Annotated in this window: 22 protein-coding genes; 14 read left to right on the plus strand and 8 right to left on the minus strand. The window is 68.3% G+C overall.

All coding sequences use genetic code 11. The features are described 5' to 3' along the window. On the minus strand, nt 1-2091 hold the full coding sequence (tkt, locus tag EAO79_RS14145) for a transketolase (protein WP_064296932.1): 2091 nt from the start codon (nt 2089-2091) through the stop codon (nt 1-3). Nucleotides 2092-2468: 377 nt separating this feature from the next. On the opposite strand from tkt, the gene EAO79_RS14150 reads away from it, so the two are divergent. Together EAO79_RS14150 and EAO79_RS14155 are read left to right on the plus strand one after the other, a co-directional pair. After that, nucleotides 2469-3389 (plus strand): heme o synthase, encoded by a 921-nt coding sequence (locus EAO79_RS14150; protein ID WP_064296933.1) that lies wholly within the window; start codon nt 2469-2471, stop codon nt 3387-3389. Between the two features lie 4 nt (nt 3390-3393). Next, entirely contained in the window at nt 3394-5943 is a 2550-nt protein-coding gene (locus EAO79_RS14155; RefSeq protein WP_124769366.1) for an RNA helicase, read from the plus strand. Between the two features lie 87 nt (nt 5944-6030). Here the strand turns inward: EAO79_RS14155 and EAO79_RS14160 are convergent, their stop codons facing one another. Then, complete coding sequence (locus EAO79_RS14160; protein WP_371413693.1) at nt 6031-7002, minus strand: heme A synthase; 972 nt, start codon at nt 7000-7002, stop codon at nt 6031-6033. Between the two features lie 308 nt (nt 7003-7310). Here EAO79_RS14160 and sufB point away from each other — a divergent pair, with 308 nt between their 5' ends. The 7 genes from sufB to abc-f all read left to right on the plus strand — a co-directional run bounded on the left by sufB (nt 7311) and on the right by abc-f (nt 14378). Then, nucleotides 7311-8729: a Fe-S cluster assembly protein SufB gene (gene sufB / locus EAO79_RS14165; protein ID WP_079705963.1), complete on the plus strand. Its 1419-nt coding sequence runs from the start codon at nt 7311-7313 to the stop codon at nt 8727-8729. Continuing rightward, nucleotides 8729-9937 (plus strand): Fe-S cluster assembly protein SufD, encoded by a 1209-nt coding sequence (sufD, locus tag EAO79_RS14170; RefSeq protein WP_124769368.1) that lies wholly within the window; start codon nt 8729-8731, stop codon nt 9935-9937. The genes sufB and sufD overlap by 1 nt, the downstream gene beginning before the upstream one ends. Continuing rightward, nucleotides 9937-10260 carry a non-heme iron oxygenase ferredoxin subunit gene (locus tag EAO79_RS14175; protein WP_064296937.1) on the plus strand — a complete coding sequence of 108 codons (324 nt, stop codon included), beginning with the start codon at nt 9937-9939 and terminating at the stop codon, nt 10258-10260. The genes sufD and EAO79_RS14175 overlap by 1 nt, the downstream gene beginning before the upstream one ends. Nucleotides 10261-10264: 4 nt before the next feature. Further along, nucleotides 10265-11041, plus strand: a complete 777-nt coding sequence (sufC, locus tag EAO79_RS14180) for a Fe-S cluster assembly ATPase SufC (RefSeq protein ID WP_064296938.1) — start codon at nt 10265-10267, stop codon at nt 11039-11041. Between the two features lie 28 nt (nt 11042-11069). Continuing rightward, a complete protein-coding gene (locus EAO79_RS14185) occupies nt 11070-11399 on the plus strand; it encodes a metal-sulfur cluster assembly factor (protein ID WP_056005622.1) in 330 nt (109 codons plus the stop codon). Between the two features lie 93 nt (nt 11400-11492). Then, complete coding sequence (locus tag EAO79_RS14190; RefSeq protein ID WP_124769369.1) at nt 11493-12659, plus strand: MalY/PatB family protein; 1167 nt, start codon at nt 11493-11495, stop codon at nt 12657-12659. 120 nt (nt 12660-12779) lie between these two features. Next, entirely contained in the window at nt 12780-14378 is a 1599-nt protein-coding gene (gene abc-f / locus EAO79_RS14195) for a ribosomal protection-like ABC-F family protein (protein ID WP_056005615.1), read from the plus strand. A 51-nt stretch (nt 14379-14429) separates the two neighbouring features. Here the strand turns inward: abc-f and EAO79_RS14200 are convergent, their stop codons facing one another. Genes EAO79_RS14200 through EAO79_RS14210 form a run of 3 tightly spaced genes read right to left on the minus strand, consistent with a single transcriptional unit; the run spans nt 14430 to nt 15804 of the window. Beyond that, nucleotides 14430-15278: an SURF1 family protein gene (locus EAO79_RS14200; RefSeq protein WP_085510918.1), complete on the minus strand. Its 849-nt coding sequence runs from the start codon at nt 15276-15278 to the stop codon at nt 14430-14432. Continuing rightward, a complete protein-coding gene (locus EAO79_RS14205) occupies nt 15275-15499 on the minus strand; it encodes a hypothetical protein (protein WP_079705968.1) in 225 nt (74 codons plus the stop codon). The genes EAO79_RS14200 and EAO79_RS14205 overlap by 4 nt, the downstream gene beginning before the upstream one ends. Continuing rightward, on the minus strand, nt 15496-15804 hold the full coding sequence (locus EAO79_RS14210) for a DUF3099 domain-containing protein (protein ID WP_086473255.1): 309 nt from the start codon (nt 15802-15804) through the stop codon (nt 15496-15498). Before EAO79_RS14210 ends, EAO79_RS14205 begins: the two co-directional genes overlap by 4 nt. 161 nt (nt 15805-15965) lie before the next feature. Here EAO79_RS14210 and fabG point away from each other — a divergent pair, with 161 nt between their 5' ends. Then, entirely contained in the window at nt 15966-16676 is a 711-nt protein-coding gene (fabG, locus tag EAO79_RS14215; RefSeq protein ID WP_124769370.1) for a 3-oxoacyl-ACP reductase FabG, read from the plus strand. A 58-nt stretch (nt 16677-16734) separates the two neighbouring features. On the opposite strand, the gene serB is transcribed toward fabG, so the two are convergent. Further along, nucleotides 16735-17430 carry a phosphoserine phosphatase SerB gene (gene serB / locus EAO79_RS14220; protein ID WP_124769371.1) on the minus strand — a complete coding sequence of 232 codons (696 nt, stop codon included), beginning with the start codon at nt 17428-17430 and terminating at the stop codon, nt 16735-16737. Continuing rightward, nucleotides 17427-18671: a glucose-1-phosphate adenylyltransferase gene (locus EAO79_RS14225; RefSeq protein ID WP_064296946.1), complete on the minus strand. Its 1245-nt coding sequence runs from the start codon at nt 18669-18671 to the stop codon at nt 17427-17429. Before EAO79_RS14225 ends, serB begins: the two co-directional genes overlap by 4 nt. Nucleotides 18672-18716: 45 nt before the next feature. On the opposite strand from EAO79_RS14225, the gene glgA reads away from it, so the two are divergent. The 3 genes from glgA (at nt 18717) to EAO79_RS14240 (ending at nt 21180) form a co-directional block, all read left to right on the plus strand. Then, a complete protein-coding gene (glgA, locus tag EAO79_RS14230) occupies nt 18717-19898 on the plus strand; it encodes a glycogen synthase (RefSeq protein WP_086473253.1) in 1182 nt (393 codons plus the stop codon). A gap of 63 nt (nt 19899-19961) precedes the next feature. Beyond that, nucleotides 19962-20774, plus strand: coding sequence for an ABC transporter ATP-binding protein (locus EAO79_RS14235; RefSeq protein WP_085510924.1), 813 nt, complete (start codon nt 19962-19964; stop codon nt 20772-20774). A 157-nt stretch (nt 20775-20931) separates the two neighbouring features. Next, nucleotides 20932-21180 (plus strand): type B 50S ribosomal protein L31, encoded by a 249-nt coding sequence (locus EAO79_RS14240; protein ID WP_056005588.1) that lies wholly within the window; start codon nt 20932-20934, stop codon nt 21178-21180. A 72-nt stretch (nt 21181-21252) separates the two neighbouring features. Here the strand turns inward: EAO79_RS14240 and EAO79_RS14245 are convergent, their stop codons facing one another. Beyond that, nucleotides 21253-22026, minus strand: coding sequence for a 3'-5' exonuclease (locus tag EAO79_RS14245; protein ID WP_124769372.1), 774 nt, complete (start codon nt 22024-22026; stop codon nt 21253-21255). A gap of 104 nt (nt 22027-22130) precedes the next feature. On the opposite strand from EAO79_RS14245, the gene EAO79_RS14250 reads away from it, so the two are divergent. Then, entirely contained in the window at nt 22131-23033 is a 903-nt protein-coding gene (locus tag EAO79_RS14250) for an alpha/beta fold hydrolase (RefSeq protein WP_079705975.1), read from the plus strand.

Consider the following 23033-nt stretch of genomic DNA (forward strand, 5'->3'; position numbering starts at 1 on the left):
CTACTTGCCGAGCGTCTCGTGTGCTGCGGAGACGACTGCCTCCGTGGTGATGCCGAACTCACGGAACAGCGTCTTGTAGTCGGCGGACGCACCGAAGTGCTCGATCGACACGGTCCGGCCGGCGTCGCCGACGATGCTCTTCCAGGTCAGGCCGAGACCCGCCTCGACGGAGACGCGTGCGGTGACGGCCTTCGGGAGGACGGACTCGCGGTACTCGGCGGACTGCTCCTCGAACCACTCGAGTGCGGGCACCGAGACGACGCGGGCGTTGACGCCCTCGCCGCGCAGGACCTCGCGGGCCTCGACGGCGAGCTGGAGCTCGGAGCCCGTCGCGATGAGGATGACGTCCGGCGTGCCGCCGGGCGCCTCGGCGAGGATGTACGCACCCTTGGCGACGTTCGACGCTGCAGCGAAGGTCTCGCCGGTGGCGTCGCCCGTGCCGCGCTCGAACACCGGGATGTTCTGACGGGTCAGCGCGATGCCGGTCGGGCCGCCGCGACGCTTGAGGATCTCGAGCCAGGCGTAGGCCACCTCGTTCGCGTCACCCGGTCGCACGACGGCGAGGTTCGGGATGGCACGGAGCGAGGCGAGCTGCTCGATCGGCTGGTGCGTGGGGCCGTCCTCACCGAGGGCGACGGAGTCGTGGGTCCACACGAAGATGGACGGCACGTTCATGAGCGCGGCGAGACGGACGGCCGGACGCATGTAGTCGCTGAAGATGAGGAAGGTGCCACCGAACGCGCGGGTCGGGCCGTGCAGGACGATGCCGTTGAGGATCGCGGCCATGGCGTGCTCGCGGATGCCGAAGTGCAGGACGCGACCGTAGGGGTTACCGGTCCACTCGTGGGTGGAGTGCTCGCTCGGGATGAACGACGCACCGCCCTCGATCGTCGTGTTGTTCGACTCGGCGAGGTCGGCCGAACCGCCCCAGAGCTCCGGGATGACCGGGCCGAGGGCGTTGAGCACCTTGCCGGATGCGGCGCGGGTCGAGACGTCCTTGCCGGCCTCGAACACGGGCAGCGCCGACTCGACACCCTCGGGGAGTTCGCCGGCCTCGAGACGCTCGAGCAGCGCAGCGCGCTCCGGGTTGGCCGCGGCCCAGGCATCGAACGTCTGCTGCCACTCGGCGCGTGCCTCGGCACCGCGGTCGATCGCCTTGCGGGTGTGCTCGATGACCTCGTCGGCGACGAAGAAGTTCTGCTCGGGGTCGAAGCCGAGCACCTCCTTGACGGCCGCGAGCTCCTCGGCGCCCAGCGCCGAACCGTGGATCTTGCCGGAGTTCTGCTTCTTGGGAGCCGGCCAACCGATGATGGTCTTGAGGATGATGAGCGACGGCTTGTCGGTCTCGGCCTTCGCGGCCTCGATCGCGTCGTTGAGCGCGTGGACGTCCTCGACGTACTCGCCCGTCTTCTTCCAGTCGACGACCTGGACGTGCCAGTGGTAGGCCTCGTAGCGGGCCTTGACGTCCTCGGTGAAGGCGATGTTGGTGTCGTCCTCGATCGAGATCTGGTTGGAGTCGTAGATCGCGATGAGGTTGCCGAGCTGCTGGTGACCGGCGAGCGAGGAGGCCTCGCTCGTGACGCCTTCCTGCAGGTCGCCGTCGCCGGCGATGACGTAGACGAAGTGGTCGAACGGGCTCGTGCCGGCCTCGGCCTCGGGGTCGAACAGGCCACGCTCGAAGCGGGACGCGTACGCGAAGCCCACGGCGGAGGCGAGCCCCTGGCCGAGGGGACCGGTGGTGATCTCGACGCCGTCGGTGTGGCCGTACTCCGGGTGACCCGGCGTGAGCGAGCCCCAGGTGCGGAGCGCCTCGAGGTCGGAGAGTTCCAGACCGTAGCCGCCCAGGTAGAGCTGGACGTACTGGGTCAGCGAGCTGTGCCCGACCGACAGGACGAAGCGGTCGCGTCCGAGCCAGTCCTGGTCCTTCGGATCGCGTCGCATGACCTTCTGGAACAGCAGGTAGGCGGCGGGGGCGAGACTCATCGCCGTTCCCGGGTGGCCGTTGCCGACCTTCTCCACCGCGTCGGCGGCGAGGATGCGCGCCGTGTCGACTGCTTTGCTGTCAATGCTTTCCCACTGCAGATCTGCCACTGAATACTGACCCTTCTCATCGGAACAGGAGGCCGACGAGCGGTCGAGCCTTCTTCTGTGCGTTCGCGGCCCACGTCGTCTTCGGCGTCCGAGCACACGACACCGCTCTTCGAACTGGGTGAAGGGGGGCGCACGCGTGCACAGTGGCTGGCGAGCACTTCCCAGCATAGCGAACCCCTGCAGCCGAGGGTCGATGTTCGACGAGCGCGAACACGCGACGTCACGGATCGTCGCAGAGCTTGCAGGACAGGCGTGACCCGGTGAGGGACCGCGCGTCTGCGCACCGTGAGTAGGGAGCCGTCCGCGCGTGTCGTAGAATCGTCTGCGGACCGCGCACCGGGCGAGCAGTGCGTGGTGAACCGAACGTTAGAGGAGCAATGGACGTCGCTGTAGCAGAACGTGTGTCGAGCCCCAAGCTCGGTTTCCGACGCAAGGCGAAGGCGTACATCGCCCTCACCAAGCCGCGGGTCATGGAACTGCTGCTCGTGACGACGATCCCCGTCATGATCCTCGCGAAGGGCGGTCTGCCCGACTGGTGGCTCGTGATCGCGACCGTCATCGGCGGGTCGTTGAGCGCCGGCTCCGCGGCGGCGTTCAACTGCTACATCGACCGCGACATCGACGCGGTCATGGACCGCACGAAGAAGCGCCCCCTCGTGACCGGCGAGCTCACGCCCCGTGAGGCACTCGTGTTCGCGTGGACGCTCGGCGTCGTCTCGACGGTCTGGCTCCTCGCCACCACCAACTGGCTGGCGGCCGCACTGTCCGTCGGCGCGATCCTCTTCTACGTCTTCGTGTACACGCTGTGGCTGAAGCGACGCACCCAGCAGAACATCATCTGGGGTGGCATCGCGGGCTGCTTCCCCGTCGTCATCGGCTGGGCCGCCGTCACCGGTTCGCTCTCGTGGGCACCGATCATCCTCTTCGCGGTCGTGTTCCTCTGGACGCCGCCCCACTACTGGCCGCTGTCCATGAAGTACCGCAGTGATTACCAGGCCGTCGGCGTGCCGATGCTCGCCGTCGTCCGCGGTCGCGCGCAGGTCGGCCTCCAGGTCATCCTGTACGCGTGGGCGACGGTCGTCTGCTCGCTCCTGCTCATCCCGGTGGCCGACATGGGGCTGCTGTACAGCGCCGTCGCCCTCCTGTCCGGCGGCTGGTTCGTCTACGAGACCCACCGCCTCTACAACCTCGCGATCCGCCACGAGCACGTCTCGCCGATGCGTGTCTTCCACGGTTCGATCACCTACCTGACCCTCCTGTTCCTCGCCGTCGGCATCGACCCGCTGCTCCCGTTCTGACCCGGTGGCTGACGCAGCGGAACGCGGCCGGCTGATCGCTGCGACGGGGGAGAGCCCCGACATCGTCTTCGACCGGTTCGTGTCCTGGGCCGAGGCCGGCGGACTCAGCCTGTACCCGGCGCAGGAGGAGGCGCTCATCGGCATCGTCGACGGCGCCAACGTCATCCTCTCCACCCCGACGGGCACCGGCAAGAGCCTCGTCGCCGCCGGCGCACACTTCGCGGCGCTGAGCTCCGGTCGCCGCAGCTACTACACGGCCCCGATCAAGGCGCTCGTCAGCGAGAAGTTCTTCGCACTCGTCGAGATGTTCGGCGCGGAGAACGTCGGGATGGTCACCGGGGACTCCTCGGTGAACGCCGACGCGCCGATCGTCTGCTGCACCGCGGAGATCGTCGCCAACCTGGCGCTCCGGCACGGCGAGGACGCCGGCACCGACCAGGTCGTGATGGACGAGTTCCACTTCTACGCCGACCCCGACCGCGGGTGGGCGTGGCAGGTGCCGCTGCTCACCCTCCCGGACACGCAGTTCATCCTCATGTCCGCGACCCTCGGCGACGTCGGCGACCTCGCGCACGACCTCGAGCGCCGGACCGGCCGTGAGACCGCCATCGTGACCGGCGTCGAACGACCGGTGCCGCTCCACTTCTCCTACGCGACCACACCGATCCACGAGACCGTGGAAGACCTCCTCCACACGGGACAGGCTCCGATCTACATCGTCCACTTCGCGCAGGCGGCGGCGCTCGAGCGGGCCCAGGCGTTGACCAGCCTCAAGGTCGTCACCCGCGAGCAACGCGACGAGATCGCCGACGCCATCGGCGACTTCCGGTTCAGCACCGCGTTCGGCACGACGCTGTCCCGGCTCGTCCGCAGCGGGATCGGCGTGCACCACGCCGGCATGCTGCCGAAGTACCGACGCCTCGTGGAGCAGCTGGCCCAACGTGGTCTCCTCCGCGTCATCTGCGGGACGGACACCCTCGGCGTCGGGATCAACGTCCCGATCCGCACCGTCCTGTTCACGGCGCTCACGAAATACGACGGCACGAAGATGCGGCAGGTGAACGCCCGGGAGTTCCACCAGATCGCCGGTCGTGCGGGTCGGGCCGGTTACGACACCGCGGGCACCGTCGTCGTCCAGGCCCCCGAGCACGAGACCGAGAACCTCAAGCTCATCGAGAAGGCCGGCGACGACCCCAAGAAGCGCCGGAAGATCATCCGGAAGAAGGCGCCGGAGGGGTTCGTGTCCTGGGGGGAGCCGAGCTTCCAGCGTCTCGTCGCGGCCGAGCCTGAGACACTGACCAGCCACATGCAGCTCACCCACGCGATGATGCTCAGCGTCATCGCACGCGGCGGTGACAGCTTCGGCACCATCCGCTCCCTCGTCTTCGACAACCACGAGCCTCGGGCGAGACGCTTCGCCCTGGCCAGGCGGGCGCTCGAGATCTACCGCACCCTCCGAACGGCAGGGGTGATTACTCAGACGATCGACCCCGAGACGGGCGAGGTCGTCATCGGCCTCACGGTCGAGTTGCAGCCGAACTTCGCGCTCAACGCTCCGCTGTCGCCGTTCGCCCTCGCCGCGTTCGAGCTGTTGGACCCCGCGGAGCCCGGCTTCGCCCTCGACGTCATCTCGGTGGTCGAGTCGACGCTCGACGATCCGCGCCAGATCGTCATGGCCCAGCAGCACCTCGCCAGGGGCGAGGCCGTGCAGGCGATGAAGGCCGAGGGGATCGAATACGACCAGCGCATGGAGCTCCTCGAGGCGGTCACCCATCCGAGACCGCTGGCGGAACTCCTCGAGGCGGCGTTCACGAGCTACACCGCCGCGCAGCCGTGGGCACTCGACCTCGAGCTCCGCCCGAAGGCGGTCGTGCGCGACTTCATCGAGCGTGCACTGAACTTCAGCGAGTTCGTCTCGTTCTACAGTCTCTCGAGGTCCGAGGGACTCGTCCTGCGGTACCTCTCCGACGCCTTCCGGGCGATCCGGCAGAGCGTGCCGGACGAGTTCAAGGACGAGGAGCTCCAGGACCTCATCGAGTGGCTCGGAGAACTCGTCCGACAGGTCGACTCGAGTCTGCTCGACGAGTGGGAGGAACTGTCCCACCCGGACCCCGAACGCCATGCGGAGGCGAGTCGGTCACTCCCGCCCACGCCACGGAGCGTCCTCGCCAACCGCCGGGCGTTCACCGTCCTCGTCCGGAACGAACTCTTCCGCCGGGTCCAGCTCGCGTCGCTTGAGCACTACGACGCGCTCGGCGAGCTCGACGCGTCGGCTGGATTCGACGCCGACACCTGGGCGGACGCCATGGATCCGTACTTCGAGGAGCACGGTGAACTCCCGACTGGCGCCGCAGCACGGAGCCCGGCGCTGCTGGTCGTCGACGACGAGGACGAGCGCCCCGTCGGCGACACGGGCGGTGTCTGGCGGGTGCGTCAGGTGTTCGCCGATCCGGCCGGCGACCATGACTGGGGGATCAGCGCGGTCATCGATCTCGACGCCTCCGACGAGACCGGGACCGCGGTCGTCCGCGTGACCGCGGTCGGGATGCTCTGAGCCGTCAGCAGGCGCAGTGAGCCGTCAGCAGGCGCGCTGAGCCGTCAGCAGGCCCCCTGAACCGTCGGCGGGAGAGCGTCTGAGTCGTCAGCGGGAGACGCTGAGGAATGCCGACTCGTCGACGCGTGACGCGGTCCGGACCGGGATCCGCTGCTGCAGCACGACCCAGGTCATCGCGGCGACAAGCAGTCCGGCGAGCACCATGTGCAGCCCGACGAGCACCTCGGGGAGTCCGAGGCGGGCCTGGGTGAGCCCCACGATGATCTGCACCACTTCGACCGCGAGCAGTGTGGAGACCGCGGTGCGCACCCCACGCGACCCGCGGCGGGCGCCGAGCGCGATCGCACCGACGAGCAGCACGATGGTGCCGGCGAGCGTCGCGTAGGCGGGCCAGCTGTGGAGGTGCTGGAGGAACTCGGGGTCGAACCCGTTGCGCGGCGCCGGCACCTCCTTCGAGTTGTCGCCGGCGTGCGGGCCCGAGCCCGTCGTCAGGATGCCGAACACGACGGTGACGGCGACGAAGAGGCTCGTCAGGTGGACGACGCCGAGGTACCAGCCGGGCATGACTTTCACCGCACCGCGGGGGCCGCGGTAGACCCGATGGACGAGCATCGTCGCGAGGGCGACGAGGACGATCGAGATGACGAAGTGCAGCCCGACCACGTACGGGTTCAGCCCGGTGAGGACGGTGATGCCGCCGAGGACCGCCTGCGCGGGGATCGACAGGCCCTGGAGCAGGGTCAGTCGGAAGAGGTCGGGGCGCTGCCGACGCATGCGGATCACCGCGAGGAACGCGGCGATGACGATGGCCGCGAGGACGAAGGTCAGGAGTCGGTTGCCGAACTCGATGAACCCGTGGATGCCCATCTCCGGCGTGTTGACGAAGGAGTCGTCCGTGCAGCGCGGCCATGTCGGGCACCCGAGCCCGGAGGCCGTCAGACGCACGGCGCCCCCGGTCCCGATGAGGACGAGCTGGAAGGCAAAGGAGAGCCAGGCGACGACCCGCACGCGCTTGTCGATCGTCGTCGGCAACCACTGCCAGAACCGGGTGGCCCGCACCCGGTCGGGAAGGGACGGTGCCGGCGTCGGTCGACCGGCGGTCTTGGAGTGGTGTGACACGGGGTCGATCCTTCGGTTCGCGGTGGCCACGGCTGCCGTATCCACCGTCCTCACCCACAACCCACAGGAAGCTGTAGGATTATGAGGTTCACGGTGCGCGCGAGAAGCGCCATGGTTCATGAACATTGTAGGTTCGCGAAGAAGCCGCCCGCACATCCCCTCCCCAATCCGCTCCGATCAGGCGCGTGCCATGGGAGGGAATGACGACCTCCAGCCGGTGGTTGTCTCCAGGGAGGAAAGAGGGACACATGTCAGACATCCTGATCGATCGCCCGGAGCTCGCCGGACTCGGCCAATACGAGTTCGGATGGCACGACGGCGACGTCGCCGGCGCTTCAGCGCGCCGCGGCATCTCCACCGAGGTCGTGGCCGACATCTCCGCACTGAAGAACGAACCGGACTGGATGCTGCAGCGCCGCCTCAAGGCCCTGCAGCTGTTCGAGCGCAAGCCCATGCCGACATGGGGTGCCGACCTCTCCGAGATCGACTTCGAGAACATCAAGTACTTCGTCCGGTCCACCGAGAAGCAGGCTCAGACCTGGGAGGACCTGCCGGACGACATCAAGAACACCTACGAGAAGCTCGGCATCCCCGAGGCGGAGCGCCAGCGCCTCGTCTCCGGCGTCGCCGCGCAGTACGAGTCCGAGGTGGTCTACCACCAGATCAACGAGGAGCTCGAGGCGCAGGGTGTCATCTTCATGGACACCGACACGGCGTTGCGCGAGCACCCCGAGTTCTTCGAGGAGTACTTCGGCACGGTCATCCCGTCCGGCGACAACAAGTTCGCCGCGCTGAACACCGCCGTGTGGTCGGGTGGCTCCTTCGTCTACGTGCCGCCCGGCGTGCACGTCGAGATCCCGCTGCAGGCCTACTTCCGGATCAACACCGAGAACATGGGCCAGTTCGAGCGCACGCTGATCATCGCCGACGAGGGCAGCTACGTGCACTACATCGAGGGTTGCACCGCGCCGATCTACAAGTCGGACTCGCTGCACTCCGCGGTCGTCGAGATCATCGTCAAGAAGAACGCCCGCGTCCGCTACACGACGATCCAGAACTGGTCGAACAACGTCTACAACCTGGTCACGAAGCGCGCTACGGCCGCCGAAGGCGCGACCATGGAGTGGATCGACGGCAACATCGGATCCAAGGTCACGATGAAGTACCCGTCCATCTACCTCATGGGCGAGCACGCCAAGGGCGAGACCCTGTCCGTCGCGTTCGCCGGTCCCGGCCAGCACCAGGACGCCGGCGCGAAGATGATCCACATGGCTCCGTACACGCAGTCGTCCATCGTCTCCAAGTCGATCGCCCGAGGCGGCGGACGCGCGGGATACCGCGGCGAGGTCCGGGTGGACGCCAACGCCCATCACTCGGCCAACACCGTGCGCTGCGACGCGCTCCTGGTCGACACCATCTCCCGCAGTGACACGTACCCGGCGATCGACATCCGGGTGGACGACGTCCAGCTCGGACACGAGGCGACGGTGTCCAAGGTCAGCGAGGAGCAGCTCTTCTACCTCATGAGCCGCGGCATGCCGGAAGACGAGGCCATGGCGATGATCGTCCGCGGCTTCATCGAGCCGATCGCCCGCGAACTGCCCATGGAGTACGCACTCGAACTCAACAAGCTCATCGAGATGGGCATGGAAGGATCCGTCGGTTAATGACGACTGCAGCACCGACTCAGACCGAAGGACAGCACGGCATCACGGCACACAGCGACGGCGCAGGACGCGTCATCCCGGTGCAGACCCGATCGGAGCGCTTCAGCTCCTATGATGTCGCCGACTTCCCAGCGGTGACGGGACGCGAGGCGGTCTGGAAGCTCAGCCCGGTCGCGCAGTTCACCGACCTCACCGCGGGGGAGCTCGACGGCTCGCCCACCCCGATCACGCACGACGACGTCGACGGTTTCAGCGTCGAGTGGGTCAGTCGCGACGACGCGCGCGTCGGCTCCGCCGGCGTGCCGGAGGAGCGCGCCTCCGCGAACGCCTGGTCGAGCTTCGACCAGGCACTGGCGATCTCGGTCACGGGCGAGGAGCCCAAGACCCTGCGCCTCGAGCGGAGCGGGCTCGGCGACGGCGCCCGCGCTGCGCACACCGTCATCACCGCCGCGCCGTTCAGCCGTGGCCTCATCATCATCGAGAACGCGGGCGACGCCCGCCTCACCGAGAACGTCGAGATCGTCGTCGGCGAACAGGCCGACGTGACCGTCGTGACCGTGCAGTGGTGGGACGACGCCGCCGTGCACCTCGCCAGCCACTTCGCGTCCATCGGTCGCGACGCCCACCTCAAGCACGTCGTGGTGTCGCTCGGCGGCAAGGTCGTCCGGGTGAACCCGACCCTGCACCTCGCCGGTCAGGGCTCGGACCTCGACTCGCTCGGCGTGTACTTCTCCGACGCGGGTCAGCACCTCGAGCAGCAGGTCTACATGCACCACGACGCACCGAACACCCGCGGGCGCGTGACCTACAAGGGCGCACTGCAGGGCGAGGGTGCGCGGTCCGTGTGGATCGGCGACGTCCTCATCAGCAACCGTGCCGTCGGCACCGACAGCTACGAGCAGAACCGCAACCTGGTCCTCTCCGACGGCACCCGTGCCGACTCGGTGCCGAACCTCGAGATCGAGACCGGCGACATCGCCGGTGCCGGTCACGCGAGCGCGACCGGACGATTCGACGACGAGCAGCTCTTCTACCTGCAGGCTCGAGGCATCCCTGAAGACGAGGCACGACGACTCGTCGTCCGCGGCTTCCTCGTGGAGATCATCCAGCAGATCGGTGACACCGAGCTGCAGGAGCGCCTCTCGGCGGCCATCGAGGCCGAACTGCTCGGCGCCGACGGACAGGGCACCGGCGGAGCGCAGCACTGATGGCGACGAAGGTGTGCTCGTTCGACGAGCTCGCCGTCAACCAGGCCAAGCGGGTCGTGGTGGACGGCGTGCCGATCGCCCTCGTGCGCGACGCGTCGGACGAACTGTTCGCGATCGGCGACGTCTGCACCCACGGCGACATCTCGCTGTCCGAAGGCTTCGTCGAGGACGGCAACCTCGAATGCTGGGCACACGGCTCGCAGTTCTCGCTCACGACGGGCAAGCCGCTCACCCTTCCGGCCTACGAGCCGGTCCCCGTCTACACCGTCGAGCTCATCGACGGCGACATCTACATCGACCCGACCGCAACGAAAGAGATCTAGCACCATGTCAGTCCTCGAAATCCGCGACCTGCACGTCAGCGTCGAAACCGAGCAGGGCACCAAGCCGATCCTGCGTGGCGTCGACCTCACCATCCGCACGGGCGAAACGCACGCGATCATGGGTCCGAACGGTTCGGGCAAGTCCACGCTCGCGTACACGATCGCCGGCCACCCGAAGTACACCGTCGACAGCGGATCCATCACGCTGGATGGCGAGGACGTCCTCGCGATGAGCGTGGACGAGCGCGCCCGTGCCGGACTCTTCCTCGCGATGCAGTACCCCGTCGAGATCCCCGGCGTCACGGTCACGAACTTCCTCCGCACGGCGAAGACCGCCGTCGACGGCGAGGCGCCCGCGATCCGCGGCTGGATCAAGGACGTCCGCGAGTCGATGAAGAACCTGCGCATGGAGCCTGCCTTCGCCGAGCGCAACGTCAACGAGGGCTTCTCCGGTGGCGAGAAGAAGCGTCACGAGATCCTCCAGCTCGAGCTGCTGAAGCCGCAGTTCGCAGTCCTCGACGAGACCGACTCCGGCCTCGACGTCGACGCCCTCAAGATCGTGTCCGAGGGCGTCAACCGCGCCAAGGAGAACACGGGCCTCGGCGTCCTGCTGATCACGCACTACACGCGGATCCTCCGCTACATCAAGCCGGACTTCGTGCACGTCTTCGTCGCCGGCAAGATCGCCGAGCAGGGCGGTCCCGAGCTCGCCGACCGACTCGAGAACGAAGGCTACGACCGTTTCCTCGTCGATGCCGTCGTCGCCCCGGAAGGTGCCTGAAGCCGCGCGAGCGGTCTAAGATAACGACATGGTAACAACGCTCAGTCCGCAACGATTCGACGAGGTCGAAGAGGCGCTCAAGGACGTCATGGACCCCGAGCTCGGGGTGAACGTGGTCGACCTCGGTCTCATCTACGACCTGGGTTGGGATGACGAGAACGACGCGCTCATCATCCACATGACCCTGACCTCCGCCGGATGTCCGCTCACGGACGTCCTCGAGGAGCAGACTGGTCAAGCGCTCGACGGCATCGTCGACGCCTTCCGCATCAACTGGGTGTGGATGCCGCCGTGGGGCCCGGAGCGCATCACGGACGACGGGCGCGACATGATGCGTGCCCTCGGCTTCTCGATCTGATCGAACCTCCCCGACGACGGACGGCTGCATTGCAGCCGTCCGTCGTCCTGTTCCCGGCAGCGTCGTCCGGCTGATCCCGGATAGGGTCGAGGCATGACCGAGATCGTGTCCGCAGACCCCCTCGACGTCCTGCGCAGCCGGACGAGCGAGAAGTGGTCCGAGTACTCCGACGACGTCCTGCCCATGTTCGTCGCCGAGATGGACGTCCCCCTGGCACCCGTGGTCCGCGATGCCCTGCACGCGGCGATCGACCGCGGTGACGCCGGGTATGTCGCGAGCCGCACACGGCTCCCACAGGCGTTCGCCGACTTCGCAGCGCGACGCTGGGGATGGGACGTGGATCCCGGCTCCGTGTTCACCACCGCCGACGTCAGCATGGGCATCGTCGAGATCCTGCGGCGCGTCATCTCGCCCGGCGAGGGCGTCGTGATCACCTCGCCGGTCTACCCGCCGTTCTTCGACCTCGTCACCGAGGCCGGGGGAGTCGTGGTGGATGCCCCCTTGCTCGGGTCCAGCCGCGCCGACGATCCCGCCGGGGGCTGGCGGCTCGACCTGGACGGTCTCGAAGCCGCCTTCCGCAACGGCGCGAAGGCGTTCCTCCTCTGCAACCCGCACAACCCGGTCGGTCGGCCGCACACGGTCGACGAACTCCGCTCGGTCGCCGCGCTGGCCGCGCGGTACGGGGTCACGGTCGTGAGCGATGAGATCCACGCTCCGCTCACCCAGCCGGGCGAGCGGTTCGTCCCCTATCTCAGCGTGTCCGACGAGGCCGCCGAACACGGGTACGCCGTCCTGTCGGCGAGCAAGGCCTGGAACCTCGCCGGCCTGAAGTGCGCGGTGATGGTCACCGCCGGCCCCGGGCCGCGGAGCGTGGTCGCCGGGATGCCGGTCGAGGTGTTCTGGCGGACGGGCCAGTTCGGTGTACTGGCTTCGGTCGCCGCCTTCGAGGCCGGAGAGCCCTGGCTGGACGGGCTCCTCGGGTTGCTCGACGGCAACCGGCGGCTGCTCGGTGAGCTGCTGGGCACCGAGTTGCCCGAGGTCGGCTACTGTCCGCCTGCCGCCGGGTACCTCGCCTGGCTGGACTGCACCACGCTCGGTTGGACCGAGCCCCCGGCGCGGCGCATCCTGCGCGAGGCGCGCGTGGCCCTGCAGGAGGGAGCCCCGTTCGGGCCCGGCGGCGTCGGCCATGCACGACTCAACCTGGCCTGCTCACCCGAGCTCCTCACCGAGGCGGTCGGACGGATCTCCGCCCTGCGTTGACGGCCGTCCGGCCGCACCGGAACGGCCGCGGTGCTGAGCATCGGATTCACGATTTATACTGGGAGGCTGACCCCCACCCTCCGCGTTGTCGAAACGCACCCGAAGAAATGGACTATGCCTGTGCTGAGTGTGCACGACCTCGAGATCCGCGTGGGGGCACGCGTGCTCATGGAGCACGTGAACTTCCGCGTGTCCGCCGGCGACAAGATCGGCCTCGTCGGCCGCAACGGTGCCGGGAAGACGACCCTGACCAAGACGCTCGCGGGGGAGACCCTCCCGACGAACGGCAAGATCGATCGCGGTGGCGAGATCGGGTACCTGCCGCAGGACCCGCGCTCCGGCAACCCGGAGGACCTCGCCCGCACCCGCATCCTCGATGCGCGCGGTCTCGGCCAGCTCGCGCTCGGCATGCACGAGTCGAGCATGGCCATGGCGAGCGACGACCCGAAGGTGGCGGAAGCCGCCATGAAGAAGTACGGCAACCTCACCGACCGGTTCAACGCGCTCGGCGGGTACGCCGCAGAGGCCGAGGCGGCCTCGATCGCGTCGAACCTGAACCTGCCCGACCGCATCCTCGATCAGCAGCTGAAGACGCTCTCGGGTGGACAGCGCCGCCGCATCGAACTCGCGCGCATCCTGTTCTCCGACGCCGAGACGCTCATCCTCGACGAGCCGACCAACCACCTCGACGCCGACTCCGTCGTCTGGCTGCGTGAGTTCCTCAAGCAGTACAAGGGCGGGTTCATCGTGATCTCGCACGACATCGAGCTCGTCGGCGAGACCGTCAACCGGGTCTTCTACCTCGATGCGAACCGCACCGTCATCGACATCTACAACATGAACTGGAAGAACTACCAGCGTCAGCGCGAGGCCGACGAGGAGCGCCGGAAGAAGGAGCGCACCAACGTCGAGAAGAAGGCGACGGCGCTCCAGCTCCAGGCGGCCAAGTTCGGTGCGAAGGCCAGCAAGGCGGCCGCAGCCCACCAGATGGTGGCTCGCGCCGAACGGATGCTCTCCGGGCTCGAAGAGGTCCGCGCGCAAGACCGCGTGGCCAAGCTGCGGTTCCCGACCCCGGCGCCCTGTGGCCGGACGCCGCTCATGGCGAGCAACCTGTCGAAGAGCTACGGCTCGCTCGAGATCTTCACGGCCGTCGACCTCGCGATCGACCGTGGCTCGAAGGTCGTCATCCTCGGATTCAACGGCGCGGGCAAGACGACCCTGCTGCGGATCCTCGCCGGAGTGGACCAGCCCGACACCGGGCAGCTCGAGCCCGGGCACGGCCTGCGGATCGGCTACTACGCGCAGGAGCACGAGACGATCGACGTGAAGCGCAGCGTGCTCGAGAACATGGTCTCCTCGTCGCCGAACATCACCGAGATGGAAGCGCGCAAGGTCCTCGGCTCGTTCCTGTTCACCGGCGACGACTCCAACAAGCTCGCGGGCGTGCTGTCCGGTGGCGAGAAGACGAGACTCGCTCTCGCGATGATCGTCGTCTCGGGCGCGAACATGCTCCTCCTCGACGAACCGACCAACAACCTCGACCCGGCCAGCCGTCTGGAGATCCTCGACGCGCTCGCCCACTACGAGGGTGCCGTTGTGCTCGTGAGTCACGATGAGGGCGCCGTCGAGGCGCTCAACCCCGAGCGGGTGCTCATCCTGCCCGACGGCGTCGAGGACCACTGGAACAAGGACTACCAGGACCTCGTCAGCCTGGCCTAGCGCGCCAGCGGGCCAGCGCGCCCCGTCCGTCGACGGCTCGGGGCGGTCGGGTCAGCGACTCGCTTCGAGGATCTCATCCTCGATGTCGGCGTCGGACCGTGCCTTCGCGGCGAGCCGTTCGGCGCGCGCAGCCGCACGCCGCTGCTCCTTCGGGTCGTCGGAGTTCAGGATGCGGTACTCCTGACGGATGGCATAGGCGAGGAAGATGAAGCCCATCAGCGCGAAGACCACCCATTGCAGCGCGTACGAGAGGTGCATCCCCTCGTTCGGCTCGGGCTTGATCGGACCGAGCGGTGCCGCCTCGGCAGGCGCCGGGCTCTCCGAGAGGAGCATGCCGTACGCACCGGAGTAGAGCGTCTCGCCGCGGAGTTCGGCGATCTGCGGGAGGTTGATCGTGGCCACCTGGCCGTCGGCGGCCCCGCGGCCCGGGAGCGTCGGTTCGCCGGGTCGGATGCGGACGACGACCGAGACCTCACCGCTCGGAGGGGCCGGGACCGACTCGGGTGCTTCGAGTGAATCGTTCGCAGCGACCCAGCCACGGTCGACGATGAACACGTCTCCGTTGGCAAGTCGGAGCGGCGTGAGGACGTTGAAGCCCGCCTGGTTGTTCCGGGGACGGTTCCGGACCAGCAGCTGTTCGTCAGGCAGGTAGGTGCCACTCATCGACACCGGGTGCCATTCGTCGGCCACGCTGAAGGAGTCCAGCGACGGCAGCGCTTCGTCGAGCGGGATCGGGGTCGCGTCCCAATTGGTCTCGATGCGCTGGACCTCCTCCTCCTTCTCGCTCGCGCGGGCGAGCTGCCAGTTGGAGAGGAGGACGCACACGATCGCGAACACGATCGCGACGCCGAGGTAGCCGAGCCAACGGCGGCTGAAGGCGAACCGCCAGCCCGCGCTCATGAGCCGACCGCCGACGCCAGCGGACGCCGCTCGAGCGGGAAGGAGCGGGCCTCGAGGAAGGCTTCCAAGAAGTCGACGTGTTCGTCGCAGGCGGTCCAGACCTTCACGCGGTCCTCCGCGTGGATCTTCGGATTGCGCCACTCGATCCGCCAGCTCGCCGCCGCGCGGCAGCCGGCCCGGGAGCAGATCACGCCGTCGGGCTCAGCACCGAACCCGATCATGCCTGGTCGGCCGGACGAGGCGGAACCGAGTCGTCGACGATGATCGGCCGCTGGGACACGACGACACCGGTGGGGCGCTCGATGGCCCCCTGCGACGGCAGCGACCCGGCGTTCGCGATGATGACGGCGACGTACGGCAGGAAGATGGCACCGGCTGCGACCGCGAACATCCAACCGCCCTGGACGAACGGGAGCGCAGCGAGGCAAAGCAACCGGACACCCATGGTGATCGAGTACTTGATGAGCCGCTGCCGGCGCTCTTGTTCGGGAGCCGGTGGGAGGGAGGTGATGCTCTGCTGCTTCATGCCATGACCAGCCTACGCGCTCGGCGGGTGGGCGAAGCCCCCAAATCACCGGGAGAAAGGGAGTACCCCCATATGCTGGTACGGGCCCGCGGCCGGAACGTCGCGCGCCCCGACGGCCGCCGCACGAGTCGGCCGGTATCGCCGCAGGAGAGGAATCGACCATGACCGCACCACGCACCGTACTCGTCACCGGAGGCAACCGGGGGATCGGCTTCGCCATCGCCGAGGAGTTCGTCGCGCAGGGTCACCGCGTCGCCGTCACCGCACGATCCGGCGAGGGCCCCGCTGGCACGTTGACCGTCCGCGCGGACGTCACCGACGCCGCCTCCGTCGACGCGGCGTTCAACGAGATCGAGTCGGAGCTCGGGCCGGTCGAGGTGCTCGTCGCGAATGCGGGCATCACGAAGGACACCTTGCTCATGCGGATGAGCGAAGACGACTTCGACCAGGTGGTCGACACGAACCTCGGCGGCTCCTTCCGCGTCGTCAAGCGCGCGTCCAAGGGCATGCTCAAGGCACGCTTTGGACGCATCGTGCTCATCTCCAGCGTCGTGGGTCTCTACGGGTCCGCCGGCCAGGTCAACTACGCGGCCTCGAAGAGCGGCCTCATCGGCATGGCGCGATCCATCACCCGCGAGCTCGGTGCACGTGGGATCACGGCGAACGTGATCGCCCCGGGGTTCATCGAGACCGACATGACCGCCGAACTGCCCGCCGAGACCCAGGCCGAGTACAAGAAGAGCATCCCGGCAGCGCGTTTCGCGAGTGCGAACGAGGTCGCGAAGGTCGTCACGTGGATCGCCGGTGACGACGCGGGCTACATCTCCGGCGCCGTCATCCCGGTCGACGGCGGCCTCGGCATGGGTCACTGACCCGGGCAGCACCGCACCGAGCAGAACCCGACCTCGGGCGCTGACCCCGACGCGCGGATCAGAGCCCGAGGAGCGGGAGGACGCCGGCGAGGTCGACCCGCCCGGCGACGACGTCGGCATGGCGGCGGACGATCGGCTTCGCGTTGAACGCGACCGAGAGCCCGGCGACGGCCATCATCTCGAGGTCGTTGGCTCCGTCGCCGATCGCGATCGTCCGTCCCAACGGCACGCCGTCCTCGTCGGCCCACTCCTGCAGTGCGGCCGCCTTCGCCGCCGCGTCGATGATGGGACCGCTGAGGCCTCCCGTCAACCGACCGTCGGCGGTCTCGAGGCGGTTCGCCCGCACATGGTCGAGGCCGAGTACCTCCGCGAGCGGGTCGAGCAGTTCATGGAACCCGCCGGACACGACACCGATCCGTGACCCGTGCGCATGCAGCCGGCCGATCAGCGTCTCCAGGCCGGCCGTCGTCCGGATCCGTTCGGCGATCACCGGGATCCGGTCGACGGGCAGGCCCGCGAGCGTCGCGACCCGGGCCCGGAGGCTGTCGGCGAAGTCGAGGTCACCGCGCATGGCGCGCTCGGTGATGGCGGCGACCTCAGGAAGGCTGCCGACCTCCTCGGCGAGCAGCTCGATCACCTCGTTCTGGATGAGCGTCGAGTCGGCGTCGAGGACCGCGAGGAACCGGACGCCTCGTCCGGCCTGTGGGGGGAGTGCTGCCTCGGGATCCGCCACTGCCGAACGCTCGGTACTCATGGAACGACGCGTACTCCCTTGCCAACCACGGTGAGACCGGATTCGGTGACGGTGAAACCGCGAGCGCGGTCACGGTCGTGGTCGACACCGACGCTCGCGCCGGAGGTGACCACCACATCCTTGTCCAGGATAGCCCGCTTGACGACGGCGTCCGGTTCGATGTGGACCTTGTCGAACACGACCGAGTCGGAGACGTGGGCGCCGGATTCCACGAGCGCCCATGGCCCGAGGACACTGCGCTCGATGTGGGCACCGGACAGCAGCGAACCGAGGGAGACGATCGAGTCGATGGTCTGGCCGAGGTTGCCCTTCGCGTCCCGCACGAACTTCGCCGGCGGCGAGTTCAGCTGCGAACTGAAGATCGGCCAGTCGCGGTTGTACAGGTTGAAGATCGGCAGCGTCGAGATGAGGTCCTGGTGGGCCTCGTAGAACGACTCGATCGTCCCCACGTCGCGCCAGTAGTAGCGATCGCGATCCGTTGAGCCGGGCACGTCGTTCCGCTGGAGGTCGTAGACGCCGGCCTCACCGCGGTCGACGAAGTACGGGACGATGTCGCCACCCATGTCGTGGTTCGAGCTCGTCACCTCACCGTCGTCGATGACCGCCTGCATGAGTGCGTCGGCGTCGAAGACGTAGTTGCCCATCGAGGCGAGCACCTCGCCGGGGGAGTCGGGCAGGCCCGGCGCGTCGAGCGGCTTCTCGAGGAAGCGGGCGATGGTCGTCGGGTCGTCCGCGTCGACGTCGATGACGCCGAACTGGTCGGCGAGGGAGATGGGCTGACGGATCGCGGCGACCGTCGCCTTCTTGCCCGAGGCGATGTGCGCCTCGATCATCTGCGCAAAGTCCATGCGGTAGACGTGGTCGGCGCCGACGACCACGACGATGTCGGGCTTCTCGTCGCGGATCAGGTTGAGGCTCTGCAGGATCGCGTCGGCGGATCCGCTGAACCAGCGCTTCCCGAGACGCTGCTGCGCCGGCACGGACGCGACATAGGAGTCGAGCAGGCCGGACAACCGCCAGGTCTGCGAGACGTGGCGGTCGAGGCTGTGGGACTTGTACTGGGTGAGGACGACGATCTGGGTGAGTCCGGAGTTGATGAGGTTCGACAGCGCGAAATCGATCAGGCGGTACTGCCCGCCGAACGGTACGGCCGGTTTCGCGCGGTCTGCGGTCAGCGGCATCAACCGCTTCCCTTCCCCACCAGCGAGGACGATTCCGAAGATCTTCTTTGAGGCGGCCATGGCTTCACAATAGATGCCGGACGAGACCTGTACTAGCGTCTAGACATGCGAGTTGATCTTGTGACAAAGGAGTACCCGCCGGAGATCTATGGCGGCGCAGGCGTCCACGTGTCGGAGCTGGTGAAATCCCTCCGTAGCGACATCGACGTGACCGTGCGCTGCTTCGGCGCTCCGCGCGACGAGGCCGACACCGTCGCGTACGGTGTCCCGGCCGAGCTCCAGGGGGCGAACGGCGCCCTAACGACCCTCGGGACGGACCTCCTGATCGCCCAGGACGTCGCCGGGGCCGACCTCGTGCACTCGCACACCTGGTACGCGAACGGCGCCGGTCACCTCGCGTCACTGCTGCACGGCATCCCGCACGTCGTGACCGCGCACAGTCTGGAGCCGCTCCGCCCGTGGAAGGCCGAGCAGCTCGGCGGCGGGTACCGCGTGTCCAGCTGGATCGAGCAGTCCGCCTACGAAGGCGCCGCGGCCGTCGTCGCGGTCAGCGACGGCATGCGTCGCGACATCCTGCGGTCGTACCCGAGCCTCGACCCGGCCAAGGTGCAGGTCATCTACAACGGCATCGACCTGACCGACTGGCAGCCACGCGTGGACGACGAGCTGCTGCGGTCCCTCGGCATCGACCCGTCCCGTCCCTCCGTCGTCTTCGTCGGTCGGATCACCCGTCAGAAGGGGCTGCCGTACCTGCTCCGCGCGGCCCGACTGCTGCCGCCCGACGTGCAGCTCATCCTGTGTGCCGGCGCTCCCGACACCCCGGAGATCCTCGCCGAGGTCAAGGGGCTCGTCGAGGAGCTGCAGCGCGAGCGCACCGGGGTGGTGTGGATCGAACGACTGCTCCCGCGTCACGAGTTGTGCACCGTCCTCACCGCCGCCACGACCTTCGTGTGCCCGTCGATCTACGAGCCACTCGGCATCGTCAACCTCGAGGCGATGGCCTGCGGTGCCGCCGTGGTCGGGACGGGGACCGGCGGCATCCCGGAGGTCGTGCAGGACGGTGTGACCGGCAGGATCGTCCCGCTCGCGCAGGCCTCCGACGGCACCGGCACCCCGCTCGACCCGGAACGCTTCGTCGCCGACCTCGCCGCCACCCTCACCGAGGTCGTCCAGGATCCCGCCCAGGCGAGGGCGTACGGGGCCGCTGGTCGCCGACGCGCGGAGTCCGACTTCAGCTGGTCGCGCATCGCCACCCAGACGGCGGAGCTGTACCGCAGCCTGGTCTGAACCACTTGCGGACACCTCGGAGGACGGCGACGCGCGACGAGTCTTGGCGGATAGGCTAGGACCATGCCGAGCGTGTTGCAGTTCTCCGATGTGTCCGTCGTCCGTAACCTCAACCCCATCCTCGATGGCGTCGACTGGACGGTGACGGGCGACCAGCGATGGATCGTCCTCGGCCCGAACGGCGCCGGCAAGACGACGCTCCTGCAGCTCGCGGCGACGCTCATCCACCCCTCGAAGGGCACGGTCTCCGTGCTCGACGAGACGCTCGGCCGGGTCGACGTCTTCGAACTGCGCCCGCGCATCGGCTTCGCGTCCTCCGCCCTCGCGAAGCGGGTGCCGCCGGAGGAGACCGTCCTGGACGTCGTGCTCACGGCGGCCTACTCGGTCACCGGGCGCTGGGTCGAGCAGTACGAGGACATCGACGTGAAGCGCGCGTCGCGGGTCCTCGCGGAGTGGAAGCTCGACCACCTCGCCGACCGCCGCTTCGGCACGCTCAGCGACGGCGAGCAGAAGCGCGTGCAGATCGCGCGGGCCATCATGACCGACCCCGAACTCCTCCTGCTCGACGAGCCGGCAGCGAGCCTCGACCTCGGCACGCGCGAGGAGCTCGTCGAGCTGCTCGGCGGCTACGCGAGCGCCGACGACTCACCGGCGATCATCATGGTGACCCACCACGTCGAAGAGATCCCCGTCGGGTTCACCCACGTCCTGCTCGTTCGCGACGGCGGCATCGTCGCCGCCGGTCCGATCGCCGAGACACTCACGGCCGAGCACCTCAGCGAGACCTTCGACCTCCCGATCGAGCTGAGCGAGGAGGACGGCCGGTTCCACGCCCGCTCCGTCCGCGCCGGACGCTCGGCCGTCGCCCCCTCCTGACCGCCACGCCTCGGCGAGTCGTCCTCGGCTGGCGAGCAGATGCGCGCCGAGTCTGGTAAAGTCGACCTTTGGCTCGCGGAGCCAAGAGCTTTCTGCCTCGTGCCTGGAGTTCCGAGCGCGGGTACTACCCACACCATCCACTCAACAAGGACTGCTGATGAAATCTGACATCCACCCCACGTACGAAGCCGTCGTCTTCCGCGACCTCGCCTCCGGCGCGACGTTCCTCACGCGCTCGACGGTCTCGTCGGGCAAGACGATCGACCTCGACGGCGTCACCTACCCGGTGATCGACGTGGAGATCTCGTCCGAGTCGCACCCGTTCTACACGGGTAAGCAGCGCATCATGGACTCCGCCGGTCGCGTCGAGAAGTTCAACCAGCGCTTCAAGGGCTTCGGCAAGTAGTCCTTCCGCTGGAATACACGAACGCCCCGATCCTCGGATCGGGGCGTTCGTCGTCGTGGCGAGCCGTACGGCTCAGATGCCGATGGGCAGCTGGTCCGCTGGGACGATGATCGGTGCCTCGGGTCGGGCGGCAGGGCGTCCGGTGCGGATGGGCCAGGCACCGTCGGCGATGAACTCGGGATCGCGCACGCGGCGCATGTAGGACTGGAAGCTCTCCGCCTGCTCGAGCGACCAGGTCCGCTGGGCCTCGTGCAACTCGTCGACGCTCGTCGGCAGGGCGTCGGCATGAAGCCGACCGATGGCCTGAGCGACGCGTCCGGCGGCGACGGCGTCCACCCCCGCGTCGTGCGCACCCTCGAGCGGAACGCCGTGTAGGGCGGCGACGACCTCGAGCGTCCGCTTGCCGCGCCGGAAGGTGTCGAGCCGCCGGTCGAGGATCAGCGGGTCGACGACGGGGGACGGGTCGTCGATCGAGGTCACCCCGTGTCGCTCCGCCTCGAAGTGCAGGAGGGAGAAGTCGTAGGGCGCGTTGTAGGCGACCACCGGGGTCCGTGCGGCGAACAGCTCGGTGAGGACGGCGACGATCTCGCCGACGACGGCCGGTGCCGGACGCCCCTCCGCCCGGGCCCGCTCCGTCGTGACGCCGTGGATCTCGGCGGCGCGAGGGGGGATCTCGACCCCGGGGTCGGCCATCCACGACCACGAGCGTTCGACCGAACCGTCCGCGGTGATGACACCGACGAAGGCGGTCACGATGCGACTCGTCTCCACCTCGATGCCCGTCGTCTCGAGATCGAAGACCGCCAGGCGGTCCGTCCAGTGGGGATTCGCGTCGACCGTGTTCACGCCTTCACCCTATGACGCACCTCCGACAGGGTCCTGTGCCACGCCGGGGCGGCACGGTCCGCGTCATCGGGTGAACGCAGAGCCGGACTGCCTAGACTGAGTGGATGCCCGTCGAATCACCGTACGCCGACCAGCTCGACCGCATCCCCGTCCGGGAGCGCTCGCTCATCGTGGACGGAGCCGAGACGCGGTTCTGGGACTACGGCGACCACGAGGCGTCGACGACGATCGTCATGGTGCACGGGTTCCGGGGCGACCACCACGGCCTCGAACCGGTCGTCGCGCAGCTCTCCGGGTTCCGGATCATCGCTCCGGACCTCCCCGGCTTCGGCAGCTCGGCACCCTTCCCCGAGGCCACCCACTCCGTGGAGGGGTACGCCGCCTGGCTGGGACGGTTCATCGAGGAGCTGCACCTGACCGGCCGTGTCGTCCTGCTCGGGCACTCGTTCGGCTCGATCGTGTCGAGCGCCGCCGTCGCCGGGGGACTCCGACCGGACGACCTCGTCCTCGTGAACCCGATCGCCGCCCCCGCGCTCCAGGGCCCTCGAGGTGTCCTGACGAGGCTCGCGGTCTTCTACTACTGGTCGTCCGCGAAGCTCCCGAAACGCCTGGGATTCGCCTTCCTCCGGAACAAGGGCGTCGTGCGCATCATGAGCGTCGCGATGTCGAAGACCAAGGACCCCACGCTCCGTCGGTGGATCCACGCCCAGCACGACCAGTACTTCAGCGCCTTCGCCGACCGGGAGGTCGTCCTCGAGTCGTTCACCGCCTCGGTCAGCCACGACGTCAGCGAGTACGCCGACCGCATCCCCAGCCGCACGCTGCTCATCGCAGCCGAGCGTGACGACATCACGCCCGTGGCCGCGCAGTACGCGCTCGCGAAGCGGTTCGCCGACGCGCAGCTGCACGTCATCCCGGGCGTCGGACACCTCATCCACTACGAGGAGCCGCACGACGCGGCGCAGCGCCTCACCGCGTTCCTCGCGGACGACCGCACCGACGCCTGA

This window comes from Plantibacter sp. PA-3-X8, assembly GCF_003856975.1.
Taxonomy (GTDB): Bacteria; Actinomycetota; Actinomycetes; order Actinomycetales; family Microbacteriaceae; genus Plantibacter; species Plantibacter auratus.